The sequence below is a fragment of the Acidithiobacillus sp. genome, from assembly GCF_027322205.1.
Taxonomy (GTDB): Bacteria; Pseudomonadota; Gammaproteobacteria; order Acidithiobacillales; family Acidithiobacillaceae; genus Acidithiobacillus.
Map to the genome: position 1 here is coordinate 11004 of NZ_DAHVHY010000012.1, position 22165 is coordinate 33168.

The 22165-nt window shown below is 58.5% G+C and carries 22 protein-coding genes; 17 read left to right on the plus strand and 5 right to left on the minus strand.

Annotated elements, in window-relative coordinates:
• Positions 1–127: 127 nt before the first annotated feature.
• The 6 genes from M7F93_RS03520 to M7F93_RS03545 all read left to right on the plus strand — a co-directional run bounded on the left by M7F93_RS03520 (position 128) and on the right by M7F93_RS03545 (position 4581).
• Complete coding sequence (locus M7F93_RS03520; RefSeq protein WP_298169174.1) at positions 128–1324, plus strand: efflux RND transporter periplasmic adaptor subunit; 1197 nt, start codon at positions 128–130, stop codon at positions 1322–1324.
• Positions 1325–1423: 99 nt separating this feature from the next.
• On the plus strand, positions 1424–1885 hold the full coding sequence (locus tag M7F93_RS03525) for a globin domain-containing protein (protein WP_298169177.1): 462 nt from the start codon (positions 1424–1426) through the stop codon (positions 1883–1885).
• A gap of 63 nt (positions 1886–1948) precedes the next feature.
• The gene (locus M7F93_RS03530; RefSeq protein ID WP_298169180.1) at positions 1949–2932 is read left to right on the plus strand and encodes a 2Fe-2S iron-sulfur cluster-binding protein; all 984 of its coding nucleotides are present in this window, start codon (positions 1949–1951) and stop codon (positions 2930–2932) included.
• Between the two features lie 145 nt (positions 2933–3077).
• Positions 3078–3536, plus strand: a complete 459-nt coding sequence (locus M7F93_RS03535; RefSeq protein ID WP_298169183.1) for a hemerythrin domain-containing protein — start codon at positions 3078–3080, stop codon at positions 3534–3536.
• Entirely contained in the window at positions 3533–3979 is a 447-nt protein-coding gene (locus tag M7F93_RS03540; protein WP_298169185.1) for a biotin/lipoyl attachment domain-containing protein, read from the plus strand. The genes M7F93_RS03535 and M7F93_RS03540 overlap by 4 nt, the downstream gene beginning before the upstream one ends.
• Positions 3980–4188: 209 nt before the next feature.
• Positions 4189–4581: a DUF488 domain-containing protein gene (locus tag M7F93_RS03545; RefSeq protein WP_298169188.1), complete on the plus strand. Its 393-nt coding sequence runs from the start codon at positions 4189–4191 to the stop codon at positions 4579–4581.
• Here M7F93_RS03545 and M7F93_RS03550 read toward each other — a convergent pair.
• Both M7F93_RS03550 and M7F93_RS03555 read right to left on the minus strand, forming a co-directional pair.
• The gene (locus tag M7F93_RS03550; RefSeq protein WP_298169191.1) at positions 4578–4829 is read right to left on the minus strand and encodes a thioredoxin family protein; all 252 of its coding nucleotides are present in this window, start codon (positions 4827–4829) and stop codon (positions 4578–4580) included. The genes M7F93_RS03545 and M7F93_RS03550 overlap by 4 nt on opposite strands.
• A gap of 117 nt (positions 4830–4946) precedes the next feature.
• The gene (locus M7F93_RS03555) at positions 4947–5636 is read right to left on the minus strand and encodes a Crp/Fnr family transcriptional regulator (RefSeq protein ID WP_298169194.1); all 690 of its coding nucleotides are present in this window, start codon (positions 5634–5636) and stop codon (positions 4947–4949) included.
• A gap of 341 nt (positions 5637–5977) precedes the next feature.
• On the opposite strand from M7F93_RS03555, the gene M7F93_RS03560 reads away from it, so the two are divergent.
• From M7F93_RS03560 to M7F93_RS03605, 10 genes are all read left to right on the plus strand, one after another.
• Positions 5978–7141: a CmpA/NrtA family ABC transporter substrate-binding protein gene (locus M7F93_RS03560; protein ID WP_298169197.1), complete on the plus strand. Its 1164-nt coding sequence runs from the start codon at positions 5978–5980 to the stop codon at positions 7139–7141.
• A gap of 313 nt (positions 7142–7454) precedes the next feature.
• On the plus strand, positions 7455–8855 hold the full coding sequence (locus M7F93_RS03565; RefSeq protein ID WP_298169200.1) for an MFS transporter: 1401 nt from the start codon (positions 7455–7457) through the stop codon (positions 8853–8855).
• A 126-nt stretch (positions 8856–8981) separates the two neighbouring features.
• Positions 8982–10220: an alginate export family protein gene (locus tag M7F93_RS03570; protein WP_298169203.1), complete on the plus strand. Its 1239-nt coding sequence runs from the start codon at positions 8982–8984 to the stop codon at positions 10218–10220.
• A 239-nt stretch (positions 10221–10459) separates the two neighbouring features.
• Positions 10460–12913: a nitrite reductase large subunit NirB gene (gene nirB / locus M7F93_RS03575; protein ID WP_298169206.1), complete on the plus strand. Its 2454-nt coding sequence runs from the start codon at positions 10460–10462 to the stop codon at positions 12911–12913.
• Positions 12914–12923: 10 nt separating this feature from the next.
• Positions 12924–13244, plus strand: a complete 321-nt coding sequence (gene nirD, locus M7F93_RS03580) for a nitrite reductase small subunit NirD (RefSeq protein WP_298169209.1) — start codon at positions 12924–12926, stop codon at positions 13242–13244.
• Positions 13241–16027 carry a nitrate reductase gene (locus M7F93_RS03585; RefSeq protein WP_298169212.1) on the plus strand — a complete coding sequence of 929 codons (2787 nt, stop codon included), beginning with the start codon at positions 13241–13243 and terminating at the stop codon, positions 16025–16027. The genes nirD and M7F93_RS03585 overlap by 4 nt, the downstream gene beginning before the upstream one ends.
• Positions 16024–17061: a DNA-binding protein YbiB gene (gene ybiB / locus M7F93_RS03590; RefSeq protein WP_298169217.1), complete on the plus strand. Its 1038-nt coding sequence runs from the start codon at positions 16024–16026 to the stop codon at positions 17059–17061. The genes M7F93_RS03585 and ybiB overlap by 4 nt, the downstream gene beginning before the upstream one ends.
• Before the next feature lie 14 nt (positions 17062–17075).
• A complete protein-coding gene (gene cobA / locus M7F93_RS03595; protein WP_298169219.1) occupies positions 17076–17861 on the plus strand; it encodes a uroporphyrinogen-III C-methyltransferase in 786 nt (261 codons plus the stop codon).
• Positions 17862–17870: 9 nt separating this feature from the next.
• Positions 17871–18227, plus strand: coding sequence for a sirohydrochlorin chelatase (locus tag M7F93_RS03600; protein ID WP_298169222.1), 357 nt, complete (start codon positions 17871–17873; stop codon positions 18225–18227).
• 4 nt (positions 18228–18231) lie between these two features.
• Complete coding sequence (locus M7F93_RS03605) at positions 18232–18798, plus strand: ANTAR domain-containing response regulator (RefSeq protein ID WP_298169225.1); 567 nt, start codon at positions 18232–18234, stop codon at positions 18796–18798.
• A 64-nt stretch (positions 18799–18862) separates the two neighbouring features.
• On the opposite strand, the gene M7F93_RS03610 is transcribed toward M7F93_RS03605, so the two are convergent.
• On the minus strand, positions 18863–19552 hold the full coding sequence (locus M7F93_RS03610; protein ID WP_298169226.1) for a pirin family protein: 690 nt from the start codon (positions 19550–19552) through the stop codon (positions 18863–18865).
• Positions 19553–19800: 248 nt separating this feature from the next.
• Here M7F93_RS03610 and M7F93_RS03615 point away from each other — a divergent pair, with 248 nt between their 5' ends.
• Positions 19801–20334, plus strand: a complete 534-nt coding sequence (locus M7F93_RS03615; RefSeq protein ID WP_463670953.1) for a transglycosylase SLT domain-containing protein — start codon at positions 19801–19803, stop codon at positions 20332–20334.
• A gap of 23 nt (positions 20335–20357) precedes the next feature.
• Here M7F93_RS03615 and M7F93_RS03620 read toward each other — a convergent pair whose 3' ends face one another.
• Entirely contained in the window at positions 20358–20882 is a 525-nt protein-coding gene (locus tag M7F93_RS03620) for a hypothetical protein (protein WP_298169233.1), read from the minus strand.
• A gap of 198 nt (positions 20883–21080) precedes the next feature.
• Positions 21081–22165 (minus strand): DNA gyrase subunit A (locus tag M7F93_RS03625; RefSeq protein ID WP_298169236.1); only part of this gene is annotated, 1085 nt, incomplete at its 5' end.

Genomic DNA, 22165 nt, shown 5'->3' on the forward strand with positions numbered 1-22165 from the left:
ATAGCGCGCAGATTCAGGAAACGGAAATAAAAAATCAACTGCTGACCTTAAAGACGAAAAATGCGCAATCCTGGGTATTGCTGCATTCAGCACTGGGCGGCGGATACATCCCGTGGAAAAATCCCGCATGAGCATGCAGAAGCCTGAACATTCGAGTTCTCCCATCCAACCGGAAAAACGCACCCGGATGCTGGTGCTCGTTACCCTCATTTTTGTACTTGCTGGATTGATCTGGACCGCGTGGTGGTTTTGGCGGGGGCAATACTGGATAGAAACCAATGATGCCTATGTCTCCGGCAATATTACGCCGGTGAATGACCAGACGGCGGGCACCATCAGTAGGGTACTGGTAGAAAATACCGAATTCGTCCGCGCCGGACAGGTGATGGCCACCCTGCAGGCCAATCATTCCCAGCTTGCACTGCAACGGGCAGGAGCGCATCTGGCGGCGACGGTCCGAATGGTACGCAAAGATTTCGCCAAGGTCACCACGCTGCAACAGACGGTCAGTGCCAAAAACGCCGAACTCCACAAATTAAACGCCGATTTAATCCGCTATAAACAATCCCTGCCGAGTGGTGCTGTTTCTGCCATCCGTGTTGAAGACACACAAAACGAAATTGCTGCTGCAACAGCACAAGTGGCAGCGGCCCGGGCGGCGTTACAAGGCACGCAAGCCATCACAGCTGGCACCACCCTGCAAACGAATCCCCTCGTGCGCCAGGCCGTGGCGCAGTTCGAACAGGCCGATATTCAATGGCAACGCCGAGTTGTCCGTGCACCGGTATCGGGTTATGTCGCAGAGCGCGCCACCTACCCCGGACTGATGGTGCATCCCGGTCAGCGCCTGTTTTCCGTAGTACCCCTCAATGATTTGTGGGTTGTAGCCAATGTCAAAGAAACCGCCATGCGGCATGTCCACCCCGGACAAAGCGTTCAATTGACCAGTTATTACTATGGCGGCGATGTCCATTATCACGGTATAGTTTTGGGGGTGCTGCCGGGCGCCGGTAGTGCCTTCAGCATCCTGCCGCCGGAGGATGCCAGTGGAAATTACATCCATATCGTCGAACGTGTACCAGTGCGTATCGCGTTACCTGCTGCGGAACTCGCCCAGCATCCACTGCGGCCCGGACTCTCCATGGTTGCGGAGATCCATTGGACGCCCTCACAAAAGCATTCGGTACTCAAAGCGCTCACCACCACACCAGCTCGAGGATACCAAACTGCTATATACGATAAGGAGTTATGGCACGCCCGGCAACGCGCCACCGCCATCATCCGCGATAACGCGTGGGTCGGCGGTGACGCAAGCAAAGCTTGACCGAAGTCAAGGAATGCACACAGGCAACCGGCTAAACTGCAAAACGTGCGGCGTTTTACTGAAGTAAATCCATGGTTCAACCAGAAGGAGCAACAACAGATGGCCATCAATATCCAACTCATCAAATCCAGTGGCGCAGCGGTTAAGGACTTAGGCGTTCCGGTTGCCGCGCATTTTTATAACTATATGTTCACCCATTACCCTGAGGTGCGGAAAATGTTTCCGGGGGACATGACGGAGCAACGGATACGTCTATTCAATTCTGTCATTCTGATCGCCACCAATATTGACACCATGGAAGTGCTGGTCCCCTATCTGAAGGAACTCGGTATCGGGCATATTAAATACGACACCCGTCCGGAGCATTACCCCATCGTCGGCAAAAGCCTGCTCAACACCCTGAAGCATTTCCTGGGCGCGGCCTGGACGCATGAAATGGCGGAGTCCTGGATTGAGGCTTATAACTTGGCCGCCAGCGTTTGCATTGAGGCGGCCTACGAGGCCATGGCCCCTTCCCGCTTCATCCCGGTAACCATCGACGACGTACCTGCCGCCGTCTGATTGACACCTTGCCATTGGCGTACCGGTTGCTCAGGTACGCCATTATTTTGAGGTATGCCTGTTATGGAATATGAAATCTGTCTGGAACCATCCGGCATCCGCTTCATGGCGGATGTCGGCCAAAATATTGTCGAAGCGGCGAAACAGCACGGAATTCCCATTAAACATGGTTGTGCCAGTGGTTCCTGTGGTGATTGCAAAGGCACCATTTTGTCCGGCGACAGCGAACAGGGGCCTTTTATGCCACTGCTGCTCTTACCCACGGAACGCGCCGCTGGCATGGCCATTCTCTGTAAACTGTATCCACGCAGTGACCTGCGTTTGCGTGCCGAGGTGGTTCCGAAAGACACTTGGACGGCCGCGATTACCCGGCTCACACCACTGGCCTGGAATGTACTGGAGTTACAGCTGCAGCCGGAACGGCCCTATCCCTACCGAACCGGGCAATATGCCCGCATTGTGATACCGGGGCATCCTGATCAGTGGCGTTCTTATTCCATGGCAACGCCACCAGATGCCACCGGCACACTGGTCTTTCATATCCGTGAATTACCCGGCGGTATATTTAGTCAATGGCTTTTTCACGAGGCACAAAGCGGCGATCAATTAACGCTAGGTAGCGCACAAGGCGAATTTGCCCTGCATTCCGATAATGACCGAGATATGCTTTGCATTGCCGCCGGAACCGGTCTGGCCCCCATTGAGGCGATTATTCAGGAAAGTATCGCCTTGGGGCGGACCCGACCTATCCATCTTTTTTACGGGGCCAGGAAACAAGCCGACTTTTATCATCAGGAAGAACTGGACAGATGGTCACAACAATATCCACATATCACCATCACCTCGACACTTTCTGATATGCATGACACCTCCTGGGCCGGCGCCCACCGTCTCTTGCCCACTGTTGCCGCCAGCGGCCACTGGAAGGATCATGAAGTCTATCTCTGCGGTAGCCCCGGCATGATAGAAGCCGCCATCGACCTGCTGCTCTCCCATGAAGTGCAGCATGACCATATCCACTTCGATGCTTTTGCGCCCAATGGTTAGGTAAACAGGAGAGCACGGGAAACCCAGTATTTGTACTTTCATACTTCACCTTGTTAACAACACTAGTCTAATATTATGGGCATGCGTTGAAATATTGGCATGGCTCACGCCGCGCAACATCATTTCCCACACAATGGAGAACGTTATGGCCGATATAGACCAGATTATGCAACACGATCATGAACGCCTGGATCAACTATTGGGACAGAGCGCACACGCTGTTTCGACTGGGGCATGGCAGGAGGCTGCCCATTTGTTGGAGGTATTCCGCCACGGGATTGTCGATGGCCATATGATGGTGGAGGAAAGCACGCTTTTCCCAGCCTTCGAGCATAAAGAGGGTGGTGATGATCATCCACTGACCGCGTTGCTACGTAAGGGCCATCGGGATTTGCGGATATTTTTTGAGGAGATGGCTGAAGCCATCCAGGATCAGGACGCAGAAACCTTCGACGATCTGCTGAGCACCGTGCAAACCATTCTCAAACAGCACGACGCCAAGGAAGAGACGGAACTCTACCCCTATCTCGCAGCCGCCTTACCGGATCGTGGCAAAGCGGCTGGCAAACGCATTCTGGCCGATGAAACGGAGACGCCATCATGAGTGAATATCGCGGTTGTGAATTGCCTGAGGATCTGTTTTACGACCTCGATTATGTATGGCTGCGCCCAGAAGATGATGGCACACTAACTATTGGGATCACGGATCCTGCCCAAACTATGTCGGGGCGTTTACAAAAGGCCAGAATTAAAAAAATCGGCACCCATCTGGATGCCGGACGGCATGTAGCCACACTGGAAAGTGGTAAATGGGCTGGCGGCGTACCAGTACCATTTGCCGGTGAAGTCATAGCCCGCAATGAAGCGCTGCTGGAAGATCCGCACCTGATTAATGTTGCCCCCTATAGCGACGCCTGGATCGCCCGGATAAAACCCGATGATCCGCAACATGCATTGGATAATGTTAAAATCGGACCCGAAGCTATTGAAGCACTGGAAGCATGGATAAAGCGTTACGATGTGCAGTGTATGCGCTGTTCTGAGTGAGCATTAAGGCTAGGCAGGCGGTTATTTTGCACCCCGCCGTGCACCATGCGGCCGCCGGAATTTCGTTGTACCAAACACAAACATTGAGCTATCAGGGCGTACAGGCCATTGTTGGATCATGGCAGTCCTATGCGGGGCTGGATTATTTTCATCTTCTGCGCTCCGCCTGCAAAAAGACGGCAGCCTGAATGAACGAGCAGGGATATAAAATGACTCCGGACCACCCTCTGCACATTGAAATCACGACTTGGCGCGTCTATGAGCGTCCCCTGCCCACCGGCTACCACGTACTGGCGGAGCGCCTCTGGCCCCGCGGTGTGCGCAAGGTCGACCTCGCGCTGGACGCCTGGCCCAAAGACCTCACTCCCAGCACCGCCCTGCGCCAGTGGTTTGCCCACGATCCTGAGCGCTGGGACGAATTCCGCAGCCGCTACCTAGCGGAACTGGCGACGCAAAAAGCAGGCGCGCTGACGCTGCTGGCCGAGGCCGCCGGAGCGCCGATTATCCTGCTCTACGCTGCCCACGACCAAGAGCACAATGGCGCACTGGTGCTTTACGATTTTTTACGGGCATTAGTGGGATCAGATCCCGGCAGGTCCTAAGCGGCCATCTCGCCCAACAGCTTTATCACCTCGCCCAAAGGCTGTACGCCCACACTTTTCAGCGCACCATCGATGACCACGGCAGGCACCGTCTTGATCCGCAAACGGCTGATGAGTTCTCGCCCCTCCCGATCACTCACATCCACCACCTGAAAATCCATGGGCACTTTCTCTGCGGCTTCGCCCCATATCCGCTCCGCCTGCGGGCAGGTCGGGCACCACTTTGATACCAAAAGTTCCACTTTCATCGTGCGGGCTCCTTGTTTGTTTCAACCGACTCTACTCCGGTCGTGCGACGATTGTAAAAGCATGCTGCAACCCGGTCCTTGACCCAGATCAAGGACCGGCTCCCGTGAAAAGCCCTCTCAATGCCCTTCGGCCCAGTGCCGCAGAGCAAGCGGGTCATGGATAGTAATCATCCGGCGTTCCACGTTTATAAGTCCGGCCTTACGTATGCGGGTCAGCACCCGCGACAAAGTCTCCGGCGTCAGACCCAAACGCGCCGCCACTGCCGCTTTCCTGGCGGGGAGTTCAACGGCGGTAGGACCATTTACCATCGGGCACAGATCCAGCAGATAACCCACCAGCCGTTGCTCCGCCGACTCCACACTCAGACGACGCAGTTCTTTAACCAAAAAATGCAGGCGCATACTGAGGCGCGCCAGCATCTGGCGCATCAACAATGGCCGCCGTTCCAGGCTCTCGACGAAGAGATCCAGTGGAATTTCCAGCACCGTGGACACAACCTCGGCCTGCGCCGTCACCGGATAGCGACCACCGAGAAAGGCCACAGCCTCGGCGAAAAGGTCATCGGGCTGGATGATTTCGACAATCTTCTCCTGCCCGGTTGCCGCCGCCGCAATCAAATCAATTCGTCCCGATGCCAGGAAATAGAAGGATTGAGCCGACGATCCCTCGGCAAAGAGGATGTCACCCGACTCCAGGGTCAACGACTGGGACTGCGCCAGCAGCGGCGCGATGACGTCCTCGGGCCAGACGGCAAAAAGCGGAGTTTGCCGCAGGCGGGGAAGCCATGCATCCTTGTTATTCCCCATGGACAGCTTTTCTCCAGAGTGTAGAACAGGCAGAAAGATCAGCTCTTGCCATTTTTTGATGAATAACAAAAACTGCTCCGAACATGATGTTGAATAATCCTGGAAAGAGCCGTTCAAGTCCAGCGAGAACGGCTCACACAGGCCAACCCCCAGGCACTCTGCCGCCGTTGACGCTGATGGGTGCCTTCACCAGAAAATACAGGCAGCCGGACAAAGCAACTCGCGAAAAGAGTGGCGTGTTTCTTGCTGTGATTAACGTATTCTGGACAACGACGTCCTCGCTACCTGATTCCAGGCAGCGAGGATTTTTTGTAGGTACCGCTTATTTTGGAGAAATTATCATGGCGCATGAACACTCTCTCAACATTGGCTATGTAGCTCTGGTCGATAGCGCGCCGCTGATTGTGGCCCGCGAGGGTGGCTTCTTTGTCGAACAGGGTCTACAGGTGACCCTGCAGCGGGAACCGTCCTGGGCGAGTTTGCGCGATCATCTGCTCTTTGGTGATCTGGTGGCCGCACATGCCCTGGCACCGCTGCCGCTTGCGGCGACACTGGGCATCGCCTCACCGCGGGTGCCGGTGATAACAGCGCTGACACTGTCCCTGAACGGCAATGCGATCACCGTAAGCACCGCGCTGCACCAGCGTTTGACGGATGCGGGTCTGACGGGCGGTGATCGGCCTCTGCTGGCGGCTGCCGCTTTGCACCGGGTCATTCAGGCAGATCCAGCCCGCAAACTGCGTTTTGCGGTGGTGTCGCCGGTGTCCAATCATCATTATCAACTGCGCCACTGGCTGCAGGCGGCGGGCATTGATCCGGCCACACAGGTACAGATCAGCGTGGTACCGCCGCGCTATATGGTGGAAGCCCTGCGCGCCGGCGAGATCGATGGTTATTGCGTCGGTGAACCCTGGGGAAGTCTGGCGGCGGTCGAGGGGGTCGGAACCCCCATCGTCAGCAGTTACGCTCTCTGGAACAACATAATGGAGAAGGTGCTGGCCGTGCGCGAGGACTGGGCTTTGGCGCAACCCGAGGTACATCAGGCCCTAATTCGTGCGGTTCTGACGGCAGGGCGCTGGCTGGACGATCCGCAGCACCGACTGGAGGCTGCCCATTGGGTAGCCACGGCCATTGATGTACCCACTGAAGTGGTCGCGCTGGCGCTAACAGGCTCGGTGCCGGGCTTACCGCAGCATGATGATTTCCATGTGTTTACCCGCTATTCAGCGAATTTTCCCTGGCATTCCCATGCGCAGTGGCTGGTCCGGCAGATGCGGGCGGCAGATCAGTGGCCGGAGGGTGTTGATGCCGCGACACTCATTCCGCGGGTGTATCGCTGCGCCGAATACCGGCAGGCGGCACACGCGCTGGATATCCCCGCGCCATTGGAGGATTCCGTGGTGTGGGGTACGCAGGCGCAGCCGTGGCTGGTGGCGGATGATCAGGGGGGGATGATCCACATGGGTTCCAATCTCATTTTTGACGGGAGCCGGGTGCCGCCCTAAAAAGGGTTGCTGCATTATTGGGCACCATTTTGGTGAGTGTGCCCCCGAATCGAGCATTCACCCTCAATCCACGGAAGTGCTTTTCTCCCCTTATTCCACTGCTTTCTCTCTTTGGCATCCCCACTAATGCACTACATAACTGCATTTAACAGGCGCCTCCAGCAATTCGACGGAAGCAATGGCACGATAGCTGCTTGGAAGATTGCAAGCACTGTTCACCGACGAACAGCGTTTTGGAACGAAGGCGTTCCTGGCCCATCAGCCAGGAGCGCCTTTTTTCATTTTCATGACTATGACCTCAAGGGAGGCCACGATGAAAGAACTCTTTACCCTGCTGCGTACCGGCAATTGGCGGGCACTGGTCGCCAGTTTTCTCTATTTCGATACCGGGTTCACGGTCTGGCTGCTCTACGGACCACTCGCACCTTACATGGTCAAAACCATGGGGTTGACGCCAGCGGAACAGGGTTTTCTGGTGGCCGTGCCGGTGCTGGCGGCCGCAATTTTGCGTGTCAGCATGGGAAATTTGTATCAGGCCATGGATGGCCGCTGGCTGGCACTGGGTGGTATCGGGCTATCGGCGATTCCACCGCTTTTTCTACTTTTTTACCCGGCAGTACCCAGCTTCCCGTTGTTGATCGTGCTCGGCATTTTGCTGGGTGTCGGCGGCGCCAGCTTCGCGGTGGCCTTGCCGATGGCGGGCAGCAATTATCCTGCCACAGTGCAGGGAACCGTGTTGGGGATAGCGGCAGCCGGAAACATTGGCGCGGTACTCGATGGCTTCCTGTTTCCGCCGCTGGCCGCCCATTTTGGCTGGGCGCACGCCACCGCTGCAGCCCTACCCTTGCTTGCGCTGGCCGGGGTGACCATGTTTTTCTGGGGCAAAGATAGCGCACCGAAAAGCGGGCATGTCGGGCAGGCGCTGGCGGCCTTTACCGTGACACTGGTTGGGCTGGCCTTTTTGGCAGTGGCCACCCCACTGGGCTGGCTCGGGCTGCAAGGCAAGGCCGCCCTGTTGATGCTGCCGGTCTTCGGGGTGCTGCTGGTGGGCGCGGTGCTGCCGCAGCGTTATCGCCTGGCGCTGAAAGAGCGCGACACCTGGATCATCATTCTGATCTACAGCATCACCTTCGGCGGGTTTGTGGGGATGTCGGCCTATATCAGCTTGTTGCTGGTGAATCTGTATCATCTGCCGAAAATCGATGCGGGCATGTTGATGGCGCTTTTTGCCTTTACTGGTGCGATGCTGCGACCATTGGGCGGGATCGTTGCCGACCGGGTTTCCGGAGTCCTTGCGTTGCGCTGGTTTCTCGGTGGTATTGCACTGACGGATACCGCATTTGTTCTGTGGACACCATCTCTGCCCGTCGCTATCGCCCTGTTGCTCTTCCTTTATGCCTGTTTCGGACTCGGTAATGGAGCAACCTTCCAACTGGTACCCCTGCGCTGGCCGCTGAAAACGGGAATCATGACTGGCATCATCGGTGCGGCGGGCGGCATCGGCGGTTTTTATCTGCCGGTCATTCTTGGTATTGCCAAGGAAGAAACTGGGACCTATCACCTTGGTTTCGCCTGCTTCGCCATCCTCGCAGCGACAGCGCTGGGATTGGTGCTTGCCATGCGCCGCCACTGGCTACCGTGGTCACAGCATGCAGCCGTCGCCCCGGATGTTATCGATTCCGCCTTGCAGGGTGCAACCGCCATGAGCGAGTGAGCCCCGACATCCTGTCGTCACCCCCTTCGGAGGATTTTTTGGGCGCGCGGCACGCGCGTTGGGGAACCGTGGCCCAAGTCCTCCGAAAACGCTGACTGAACCGTGTGAAAAACTCTGGAGAAACTCATGCCGCACTTATTTCCACTTCGTCGTCATCACTTCGCTGCTGCCCTTTTCGCCTTGCTGGCGGGTACCGTCCATGCGAACACGCTGACAAATGCCATCACCGGCGGACACATCAGCCTAGACTTTCGTCCGCGCTATGAATTCATGTCGCAGGCGGGTAAAACGGATGCCAATGCCTTCACAGTGCAAACCCTGCTCGGCCTGTCGAGCAAACCCGTTGCGGGCATCAGCGCCGACCTGCAATTCATCAACGTTGCGGGGATAGTAAATCAGTACAATAGCTTGCGTAATGGCAAGACGGCCTATTCGCTAATTCCTGATCCGCAAGAGACCAACATCAATCAAGCCTATCTCCAGTATGCCGGAGTTCCTGGATTGCGCCTGCGCGGGGGAGGTCAGGAAATTCATCTGGATGACCAACGCTTTGTCGGCACGGTAGGTTTCCGGCAAACGCCACAAACCTTCGACGCGGTCTCGGTGCAGGGCAAGCCCTTGCAGGAACTGACTCTTTATGGAGCTTATATCTGGCGGATCAAAAACATCCTCAACGAGAACGTGCCAGCACAAACGTTCCTCAGCGAGGCAAGCTGGACGCCGTCGCCGCTACTGCATGCCCAGGTTTTTGGCTACTGGTATGGTAATCAGGCCCACAGCATGATTCCGGGGGCGGCGGCGTGTTTTCTGGCGGGCGATCCGCAAGTCTGTAATAGTGGTACGGTCGGAGCGCGGGTACAGGGTGTGATTCCATTGAGTGACACCCTGCATCTGCCCTATGACCTGAGCTATGCTAGGCAGTTGCCTTATGACGGTGGAAGTACGGCGGTGAATGCCCGGTATTACCACGTCGGCGCTGGCCTGGCACTTGCTAAGATCCGGCTGCATGCCGATTACATGGTGATGGGGGCTAATCGTAATGGCAGCTATGGCTTTCAGACCCCACTGGCCACCAAGCATGCCTTTAACGGCTGGGCGGAGGTCTTCCTCACCACGCCACCGGAAGGCTTGCGCAGCCTATACTTCACCATCGGCGGCAAAATGATGGGAACCCAGCTGGCAGCCATTTATTATGATTTTCATGCTGCCCATGGCGGTGCGCAATACGGCCACGAGCTGGATTTGTCGGCAATTCATGGTTTTTCCAGACACTGGAGTGCCGGAGTGCAGTATGCAGATTACCGGCGGACCAGTTATGGGTTGAATACGCAGGGAGCCTGGGTGTTCGTGACCGCAAAATTCTGACCTTCCGCAAGCCATATGCACCAATATCGTGCATCTTCACCCTCAAACGCACCATGATGAATCACCACATCAGGAGCACTTTTCTCTAATACATTGTTTATGTTAGCTCCGCACCTGAGCACGGTTATTGCTTGAAAGGTTACAATGCGATCCGCAACGATCGTCATAGTGCAAAACGGCAAAGGCGTCGTCAGCAATCCAGCTGACTGCGCCTTTTTTTCTATTTTGGGAGCATTACAATGATGAACCCAGTACCTATACAGCATCGTAAAGCACGTCTGGTCGTGGTCGGCAATGGCATGGCCGGTATCCGCGCCGTCGAAGAGCTGTTGAAAATGGCGCCGGAGATCTACGAAATTACCGTTTTTGGTGATGAACCCCATCCCAATTATAACCGAATCCTCCTGACTCCGGTGCTCGCCGGGGAGATGGCTCTGGAGGAGACTATTCTCAACCCTTTGGACTGGTACGCGGAACACGGCGTTACCCTGCATACCGGGAGCCGGGTAACCGCTATCGACCGGGTGCGGCGCCAGGTGCTGACGGAAGATGGACGGACTACGCCCTACGACCGTCTGCTGCTGGCCACTGGAGCGGCAGCGGCCATCGCACCCATTCCCGGCAACCATCTGCCGGGGGTGTTCAGTTACCGGGATATGGCCGATGTAGAGCAACTCACCCATAGCAGCGATCTGGGCGGCGAAGCCGTAGTCATCGGCGGTGGTCTGCTGGGGCTGGAAGTGGCGCACGGACTGCGGGCGCGGGGCATGGGAGTGACGGTGGTGCATCGTCGCGCCTGGCCGCTGGACAAGCAACTGGATGCGCGCGGCGGCAAGCTATTGCAAACCGCCATGGAGGCGCGCGGGGTGCGTTTCCTGCTCGGCAAGGAAAGTGCGGCGGTGCTCGGCGACACGCATGTCAGCGGCCTGCGCTTTACCGACGGCAGCGAAATTCCGGCGGACGTGCTGGTGATGACCATCGGTATCAGACCGCGCATCGAGATTGCCCAGGCGGCCGGGTTGCAGTGCGAAGCCGGCATTCTGGTCGATGATACCCTGCAAACCTATGACCCGCGCATTTATGCCGTCGGCGAATGCGTACAGCATCGCGGGCAGACGTATGGCTTGGTTGCGCCCCTCTTTGAGCAGGCCAAGGTGGCGGCCAATCATCTGGCCGAGTACGGACGGATGCGCTATCAGGGCTCGGTCACCAGCACCAAACTCAAGGTCACCGGGATTGAGTTGTTTTCCGCCGGAGACTTCATGGGCGGAGACCATTGCGAGGAAGTCACCTTGCTCGACAGCAGTCAGGGTATCTACAAAAAAGTTATCCTGCGGGACAACAAGGTGGTCGGTGGTCTGCTTTATGGCGACACCAGCATCGGCCCCTGGCTCTTTCAGCTCATGCGCGACGGCACCGATGTCTCGGCGTTCCGCGACAATATTGTTTTCGGCGAGACCCATCTGGGAGACTCTGGCCATGCCGGCGAAAATCAAGCCTCGCGGCTGGCCGATGGCGCCGAGATTTGCGGTTGTAATGGCATAGCCAAGGGTAGCATCGTCAAGGCCATCCGCGAGCAAGGACTGTTCACTCTGGAAGAAGTGCGCAAATGCACCAAGGCCAGCGCGTCCTGTGGCTCCTGCACCGGACTGGTGGAGCAGTTGCTGGCCAGTACCCTCGGTGGCTTTTATGACAGCGCCCCGAAGAAAAAGGCACTCTGCGGCTGTACTGAACTCAGCCATCAGGAAGTCCGCGATGCCATCCTCGCAGAAAGGTTGCTCTCTGTGCGTCAGACCTTGGCGTATCTGGACTGGCGACACCCCGGTGGCTGTGCCACCTGTCGTCCGGCGATCAACTATTACGTGCGCACGGCCTGGCCGGCGGAAGGGCTCGACGATGCCCAGTCCCGCTTTATCAACGAGCGCGCCCACGCCAATATCCAACGCGATGGCACCTATTCGGTCGTTCCACGCATTTACGGCGGGGTAACCAGTCCGGCGGCACTGAAACGCATCGCCGAGGTGGCAGAACGCCATAACGTACCCATGGTGAAGATCACTGGTGGTCAGCGTCTGGACCTGCTGGGGGTGAAAAAAGAGGATCTACCGCAGATCTGGGCGGATCTGGACATGCCCTCGGGACACGCTTATGGCAAGGCCCTGCGGACCGTCAAATCTTGTGTCGGCACCGATTTCTGTCGCTTCGGCGTGCAGGACAGCACCCGCCTGGCCATTGCGCTGGAACGAGGACTAGAGCGCATGTGGGCGCCCCACAAGGTCAAACTCGCCGTCTCTGGCTGTCCGCGCAATTGCGCCGAGAGCACCATCAAGGATTTCGGCATTATCGGCGTGGATTCCGGCTGGGAACTGTACGTGGGCGGCAATGGCGGCATGAAGGTACGCGCGGCTGATCTCCTCTGCAAGGTGAAAACCCACGAGGAAGTGTTGGAAGTGGCCAAAGCCTTCCTACAGATGTATCGGGAGGATGCCCAATATCTGGAGCGCACCGCCCCCTGGGTGGAACGGGTTGGTCTGGACCATATCAAGGCGGTCGTCGTGGAAGACCTGGAATCCCGTCGACAATTCGCCGCGCGCATGGAGTTCGCTCTGTCGCAGGAAAAGGACCCCTGGGCGGAGGCGATTTCCGGTCGCCTGGATATTCACGCCGCGCCGCTGCGCCGCATCCCCGCTTGAGGAGATCCTGATGGAATGGTTGGCACTGGGCAACATTGAAGAAATTCCCGCCCTCGGGGGCCGTTATGTGGAGACGCCACAGGGGCAGATTGCCCTTTTGCGCAATGAAAACGATGAGGTGTTTGCCGTCAGTAATCGCTGTCCCCATCGCGGCGGACCATTGTCGGAGGGTTTCGTCTCCGGCAAAACCGTGTTCTGTCCGCTGCATAACTGGCAGATCGATCTGGAGAAAGGCGAAGCCATGGCGCCCGATCACGGCTGCGTCAAAACTTTCCCAGTGCGGATCGAAGAGCAACAGGTCTGGCTTGGCCTGGAAAAGGCGACGCCGTGACCCTGATACGTCCGCAGCCCATGCAGTCCCCGCGCCGTCTGGAGAGCAAGTCGGTCTGCCCCTACTGCGGGACCGGCTGCGGGGTCATCATCGAGCATGACGGCCAGCAGATTATCGGCGTGCATGGCGACCCGGCTCACCCTGCCAATTTTGGGCAACTGTGCAGCAAGGGCAGCACCTTGCATCTGAGCAGTACAGGCGAAGACCGTGCCCGTGAACCGCTGCAGCGCCAGCGCGGCAGCGAGGACTGGTCGCCCATGAACTGGCCGCAGGCGCTGACGCAGATGGCGCAGGCCTGGGCGGATATTATCCATACCCAGGGTCCGCAGGCCGTCGCCTTTTATGTCTCCGGGCAATTGCCGACGGAGGATTATTACCTCGTCAACAAGCTGGCCAAGGGCTTTATCGGCACCAACCATATTGATACCAATTCACGGTTGTGCATGGCTTCGGCGGTGACGGGCTACAAATCCAGCCTCGGCATGGACTCGGTACCCTGCAGTTATGAAGACCTCGACAGCGCCGATTGCCTGTTTATCGTTGGCGCCAATGTCGCCTACGCCCACCCGATTCTGTTTCGCCGAATCGAAGCCGCCAAACTGCGCCACCCGAAACTGCAGATTATTGTCGCCGACCCGCGACGCACGCCGACGGCGGCCATTGCCGATATTTTTCTGCCCATTCTGCCAGGCACCGATGTCGCCCTCTTTCACGGCATGCTGCATATTTTGATCTGGGAAGGACTCGTCAACCGCGCGTTCATCGAGGCGCACACCGAGGGCTGGGAGGAACTCAAGGCGCGGGTGCAAAACTACACCCCGCAGTGGGTGGCAGAAACCTGCGCCATTCCCGTCGCCGACCTGCGCGCCGCGGCCCTGGCCTTCGGGCAGGCCTCGGCCGCCCTCTCCCTCTGGTGTCAGGGGCTCAATCAATCCAGCCACGGCACCGATAAGAACGTCGCCCTCATCAACCTGCATCTGGCCACCGGACAGATCGGCCGACCGGGCGCCGGCCCCTTCAGTCTGACCGGCCAACCCAATGCCATGGGCGGGCGCGAGACCGGCGGTATGCCCACCCTCCTCCCCGGCCATCGCGAAGTGGTCAACCCGGAACACCGTGCGGAAATCGCCGCACTCTGGGGCGTGGAGCGCCTGCATCCGCAGCCGGGCTATACGGCAGTGCCCCTTTTCCAGGCGCTGGAACGCGGCGAAATTGAGACTATCTGGATCACCTGCACCAACCCGGTGCTATCCATGCCCGATCAGACACAAGTACAGCGTGCGCTCGAAAAATCCCGCCTTGTCATCTTGCAGGACAGCTATCTCGACACCGAAACCGCCGCCTATGCCGATCTTCTGCTCCCCGCTGCGAGTTGGGGCGAGCGCGAGGCGGTCATCACCAACTCCGAACGCCGCATTACCCACCTGCAGGCGGCCGTGCCCGCACCGGGCAGCGCCCTGCCGGACTGGGTCATCTTCCGCAATTTTGCCTGTGCCCTGGGTGTTGCGCTGGATGCCCTCGACCACCCCCTGCCGAGTACGAAAGATGCCTCATGGGCGGCGCGGGCGCAGCGCATGTTCGATTTTGCCGACTCCGCCAGCATCTTTCTGGAGTACCGGGAGTGCACCCGTGGCCGCGATCTGGACATCACCGGCCTTGATTTCACCGTGCTGGACGAACAGGGGCCGCAGCAATGGCCCTATCCGCAGGGGGCACAAGCGGGGCAGGTGAGGCTCTACGCCGACGGCGTTTTTCCGACCCTCAGCGGTCGCGCCCGTTTCCGCAGCCCAGAATATCTCGGCGTCGCCGAAGAAATCGATGCCCGTTATCCCCTGCGCCTGACCACGGGCCGTCTGCGCGACCAGTGGCACAGCATGAGTCGCACCGGCAAGGTGGCCGCCCTCTTCACCACCGACGAAGAAGCCTTTCTCGAAATACACCCAGACGATGCCCAACGCCTGAACCTTGACAGCGATGTTCTGGCCAAAGTCAGTAGCCGTCGCGGCAACAACATCCTGCGGGTGCGCATCAACGCCGACCTGCAACCCGGGCTGGTCTTCGCCCCCATGCACTTCGGTCGCCGCTATGCCCCCGCCGCCCTCTGCAATCAACTGACCCTTGCCGCCATTGATCCCGTTTCCGATGAACCGGAGTTCAAACACACCGCAGTGCGGGTGGAGTCGGTGACTTTCCCATGGCAGGGTACGATCTTGCACTTGCAGGATGAGGACGCTCATTTTCACGCCGCCCAGCGCATTGCCCGGCAATTTCCTTATGCGAGCCTCAGCCGCATCCGTCAAGGCGAGCGTGAGGGCTTTATCCTGCGCCTCGCCGCTAAACACGCCCCGGCGGCCAGCGATATCCACGCCTGGGATCGGGCGCTGGGTATGGATGGCATCGACATTCTCGATTATGACGATGGCCGCCGGGGCGTGCGCAAACGCCTTTGCATTCACGGCAACCAGCTTTACGCCGCCCGCCTCTTCGGGGAGGATGCCACCCGCGACTGGCTGCGCGAACTCCTGTTGAGCGCCACCAACGTGCATTCTTACCGGCATGCCCTCTTCGCCCCCAAAGTCCCTACCGACATGGGGGCGTGGGTGCGCTCGCGAGGTGTTTGCGCCTGCACCGGAATCGATGAACGTACCCTGCGGCAACACATTGAAGCGGGCGCGGTTACCCTCGACCAGATCGCCCAGGCTTGCGGAGCGGGCGGCGAATGTGGCTCCTGCAAACCGGAAATTCTCGACATTATCCGCCTCGTGCGCCAGGAAGTTTCATGAACACCGCCCCCCTGAACCTGTCCCAACTTGTCGGTCGCGTCGCGCGGGGCCGGGAGCACGCCGAAGACCTGCCCCTGGAAGCGGCACGATCCCTCTTTGCTGCCTGGCTGGCCGGAGACGTACCCGACCTCATCGCCGGAGCTCTGTGGACCGCCTATCGCATCAAAGGCGAATCCGTGGACGAATTGCGCGGCTTTGTCAGCGCCAGTGAGGCGAGCCTACTGTCGGTTGCCCTCGAAAGTCCCTATCGCCCGGTGATCTTTCCCAGTTACAACGGAGCCCGGCGCAGCGCCAATTTGCTGCCCCTGCTGGCGCTGCTCCTCGCCCGCTGCGGCGTGCCGGTATTGCTGCACGGCCCGGCAGTGACAGTAAGCAGCGCGGATAATGCCGTGGCACTTACAGACCATGATCCCTCCGGCCGGATCAGCACTGCGCAGATTTTCGCCGCCTTTGACCTGCCCATCGCACATGACAGCGCGCAGGCGGGCACGCAGTTGCGGCAGCAAGGCCTCAGTTACCTGCCGACGGAACAACTGCATCCGGGTATCAGCCAGATGCTTCGGCTCCGCCAGCAACTCGGTGTCCGCTCCAGCGTGCATACCGTCGTCAAGCTCATCAACCCCTTCCGGGTACCCGCGGTGCATTGCGCTGGGGTCACGCACCCGCCCTATCTGGAACGTCTGCAAGCGGTTTTCATGGCGACAGGGCGCAGCGCCCTGTGCCTGCGCGGCACTGAAGGTGAACCCTTCGCCAACCCCAAGCGTCGCCCCGATCTGCATATCTGTGTGGCGGGAAATCGTGTCCTGTGGATGGCCAAAGACGATAAGCCGCTGGTCCATATCCCGGAACTGCCCGAAGATCACCGTGTCAGCGCCACCTGTCGCTTTATGGAGCATGTCCTTGCCGGACGCAGTCCCCTGCCCGCGCCGCTGGCCGATCAGGCGCTTTGCCTGCTCTCCCTCAGCGGGCGCTGCGCCGACGTGGACAGCGCCCGCGCCCATCTTTTCCAAACCCTTTCCCGCAACACGGCATAACCGGAGAATCCAGCATGCACAAGCCCTCCTTCCCCCCAGTCTCCATTGTCGGTGCCGGCCCCGGCGACCCCGAACTGCTCACCCTCAAAGCGGCGCGCCGCATTGCTGAGGCGGAGATCATCTTCTACGACGCCCTTGCCAACCCGCGCATTCTCGACATGGCTGCAAAAAACTGCCGTAAAGTCGAAGTCGGCAAGCGCGGCGGCCAGACCTCGACCCCACAACTGCTCATCCACGAACAACTCATCCGCGCCGCACAGCAAGGCCTGCGGGTAGTCCGCCTGAAGGGTGGTGACCCCCTCCTCTTCGGCCGTGGCGGCGAGGAGTGCCTGGCCCTGCGCGCCGCTGCCATCGACTACGAGATCATCCCCGGCATCACCAGCGGCATGGCAGCAGCGGCCTATGCCGGCGTGCCCCTCACCCATCGCCATCTCAGCCAGTCGGTGCTCTTCCTCACCGGCCATGAAGCGCGTGGCGGCAAGGCTCCGGACTGGTCGCGCTACGCCCAAGCAGCTGATACTCTGGTAATCTATATGGGCATTGAGCGGGTGGCTGGCATCTGCGCGGCGATCATGGCGGGCGGCCTTGCCGCAAACACCCCCTGTCTCGCCGTGCAATGGGCCACCCTGGAACAAAAACAGGTGCAGGCACCGTTAGCACGACTAAGCGCGGAAATCCTCCGCGCCGGGCTGGGCAGCCCGGCCATTCTGATCATTGGGGCCGTGGTCGAGCTTGCCGACCTCTGCGCCTGGCTACCCAAAACAGAAGACGTAGCGCGCCACTTACTGCAACAACCTTAAGGAGTTCCCGTGCCTGAAGTGCAGTTCCTGCTGGCTCACGGTTCACGCAACCCCCAATGGCGACGACCCTTCGAGGTTATCGCTGCGCGTCTGCAAGCAGCCCAGCCGCAGCGACGGATCATGCTCTGCTACCTGGAAATATGGGCGCCAAGCCTGGACGACGCGATACGCAAGACCTATACCGCCGGGTTACGCCAATATCGCATTTCGCCGATTTTCTGGAGCAGCGGCAGGCACCTGCAGGAGGATTTACCTGCCCTTGTCGCCCAACTCCAAGCCGAGCTACCCGGCTGCGAAATCGTTATCGATGACCCTCTGGGGGAATCTGAACTCATTATTTGTGCAGCACTGCAAGCCCTGCAATGAGCCCATGCACCGCATCGTCCTGATCGACAACAACACCGAGCGCGCCGAGATTCTACGCGAGGCACTCAGTCTGGAAGGGCATCAGGTCGCCGATATTTTTTCGTGGACGGAGCTTTCCTGGCAGCGTTTGGAAACGCTGCAACCCGATGTCATCATTGCCGAAGCAGGCACACCAGAACGCGACGTCCTCGAACACATCGTCTTCCTCAGCGAGACTTTAGAACTGCCCGTCGTCGTCCTCGGTGCTCCCGATGATGAAGATACCATGCGCCGCGCCATCCGTGCCGGGGTTGCCGCCTATGTCGCCCACGGCATCTCCGCCCGCGACATCGCCCCCATCCTCAAAGTCGCTGCCCTGCGCTATGCCGAATACCGGCAGCTACGCAGAGAACTCAAAGACACCCAGAACGCCCTTTCCGAACGCAAGCTGGTGGAAAAAGCCAAAGGCATTCTCATGCGCGACCTGCAGATTGACGAAGCCGAAGCCTATCGCCGCCTGCGCCGCCTCGCCATGGATAAGGGCAAAAAACTGGCGGAGATCGCCGAAATGGTGATTACCATCAGTTCATAACCACGCTCCAACAGATCAGCACTCAGATCGCCGGGTATAAAAGTCGACACGCCATGGACGTCATTTATGGCAGATCAAACAACAACAATTCCGCCGATTGTGTTGCTATCGCCGACAAGCCCTCGGATCCAGAAATTGCATCTCCAGCACTGAGCAGAAGAGCTCCGACTTGCACTACACCGTGCACCACATGTAAGTACAGGCGCCGCGCGGATGCTGGCTGATAACCAAGCTCTGCACCCTGATCCAGTACGCTGGCGTATAGCCGAAAATTCTGATGCACCACTAACGCATCCTCTTGACCAGGGGCTGCCAAAAGGCACCAGCGATTCAGCTTCGCGGCATCGGCAAAATGCCGCTGATCATAACTGGGTGGCAGCGCGCAGTGTGGTGGCAACACCCATATTTGCAGCAGATGCACCGGCGTATCCGCCGAAGGATTCCATTCACTATGCCGCACACCCGTCCCTGCACACATATACTGGACATCACCCGCGAGGATAACACTGCCATTACCCATACTGTCCTGATGCTCCAGAGCGCCACTGAGGATATAGGTGATAATTTCCATATCCTTATGAGGATGCATGGGAAAACCCGACTGGGGGGCGACCACATCCTCGTTGATCACGCGCAATGCCCCGAAACTGACCGCTTCCGGGTTATAATATTCGCCAAAAGAAAAGCTGTGCGCACTTTTCAACCACTCTGCACCCGTCCTGCCTCGCTCTTCCGAGCGGTGTAACTGCCACATAACGTCATGCTCCTGCTTCTATCCCGGATTGCCAAGGATGTTCAACACTTCCAGTAAACCGCCTGAAGTTCTTTATGTAAAGTAGGTACTATTGAGTAACCATTGCGCCCTGCAAATTCACGGCATGTGGAGAAAGGCACACCCGACACCCAGGCCAAAAACTTGCCCTGCCAGACAAATGCGAGTAAAAACAGTGGTCCTTATGGCAACCCGGTTATTTCGATTTGAAAAAACTCCTAGTGGCCGCAGTGACAGCCGGTCTAAGCTTCTTTTTTATTGGTGCTCCACAACCCCTCCAGCGCACCCTCCCACGGTTCCCCGTGAAGATGACGATGCCTTTGTCACATGGCCTGGAGCCTGTCCGAGACGTAATCACATCCACAGCGACACCTGCGCCGCGCCGCGCATGGCGGCGTCTCGCCGGCATTTACAGCACCGACGTGCGTTATGCCGCCAAACAGACCGGCCTCTCCCGAAAACTCATCGCCGCGGTTGTGCATGTGGAAACCCATAGCCAAAACCTGGTCAGCAACGCCGGTGCCATTGGCCCCATGCAGCTTATGCCCACGACCGCCTGGAAAGTATTGCATGTCGACCCCTGGCAGCCACGCGCCAACATTATTGGCGGTGCCCGCTATCTGCGCCGCCTGCTGACGCGCTTCCACGGTCAACTGCGTCTGGCGCTGGAGGCTTACAATGCAGGACCTACAGCGGTGGCAGAGGGGGTCATTCCAATCCCTGCAGTTACCTACGCAAAACAGGTGATGGCGCTGGCTGCCTGATGTAATTGAGCCAAGTTATGCCGTTAACGCGCCGCCCGCACATACCGGGCGATGCTTTGCCGGGCCATCACTTTGCCGATCAAGTCGTCGTAATCGGGAACACGCGTCCTGGCCCAGGCATCGGCATGGCGGGCGTACAGTGTGGTCGTCGTAGAAGTATACAGCGTGCGAAACTGCCAGACCGCCATCCAAAAACAAGCCGTGGCCACACCCGCATCCATCAGCTCGGGGATCAATGGCAACGCCACTTTCATCAAGGCCATGTCCAGGATGAAACAGAGTAACAGCGCAGCAACCCCCATCCGCCAGCGGTTAGTTCGCTTGGGGGCCGAGATCCGTCCTAATTCGCGGGCGAGCAAAGCACGTTGGGAGTCCGAAGACTGTTGCGCTAAAGCAGGAGAAATCAGCACAGCGCCAGTAATTGGGTCGTGCAGACCACCGGCATTATCTGCGAACGTGCTATAAAATACCGGAGTGTGTTCGTCTCCCAGACTATTGCGAAGACTGGTGAGTTGCGAATCGCGGCGCAGCATATCTTTGATGAACATTACGGCTCCTCAATGGGTCTGTCGGTAACCAATGTCCGACTATTGCACCTAGGGATACAGCAAGATGCATTCCTGGCTCATTATAGCGCTACTCAGGGAAAACGCCGCTCTTAAAGCCATAGACCTATCTACTTTGGTGCATACAAGCACCATTTAAGTGCACACGCACCATAATAGAGCCCCATGAATGACCAGAGCTCAACGCACCGCCCTGCCCCGTCCTCCCCGTCGCCCACGACAAACGTCGACGCGATTTTTCCGCAATCCACGCGGCAAGGGTTGACCTTCCAGATATACCGACAGCCATTGCAGGGTGGCAGATGCACTCAGGGCGATCAGTTTGAGCCCCTTGCCCTTGGGCAAATTTTTGACCTCGGCAAGGGGAAACAGCAGGCCATACCCGTCTGAAGACAAACAGAGTGTTTCTGCCTGAAGGTCGGTGACCGGCACCAGCGGCAACGGCCGCTCATCCGCGCTCAAGGTCAAAAAGGCCTTGCCCGCCCGATTGCGTCCAGTCATGTTTTCCAGGGTGGTCAGGAATCCATAGCCACCGGTTCCAGCCACCAGCCACAGGCTGTCGCTGGCGCCGCAGGCTACGGATGCCAGCGCGCCGCCCGGCTGAAAATCCACCTGACTCGACACGGGAATGCCGTCGCCGCGACCGCCGGGTATTTGCGCCACGGCGATAGAATAGGCACGCCCAGAATGATCCAACAAGGCCAGCGTATCTACAGATCGCACCTCGAAGGCTTGCAACAAGGCATCGCCTTCCTTGAACCCCAGAGCCGTCGTATCCAGTCCGTGACCGGAGCGGGTACGCAGCCAGCCCTTTTGCGAGACGATCACCGTAACGGGTTCGTCGGTGACGGCAGCGGCAATGGTCTGGATGGATTTGTTGGTGATCGCCGTATCGGCTTCCAGAAGGGTGCGACGGTCATCTCCGAATTTTTTCGCGTCGGCGGTGATTTCTTCAGCAATCAGTGCCCGCAGTCGGGATTCGTCCTGCAGGAGCGCGCTCAGGTACGCGGCCGTTTCCCGTTTGTCAGCCAGTTCCTTTTCCAGCTCAATGCCGGCTAGTCGCGCCAGTTGCCGCAGGCGAATCTCCAGGATGTCTTCTGCCTGAATCTCGCTGAGGTCGAAGTGGGCCATGAGGTCGGCCTTGGGGTCGTCGGACTCGCGGATTACCCGGATCACCGCGTCAATATCCAGCAGCACCCGTAAACGGCCTTCGAGGATATGGATGCGCGCCAGGGCCTTGTCGAGGCGGAACTGGCTACGCCGCC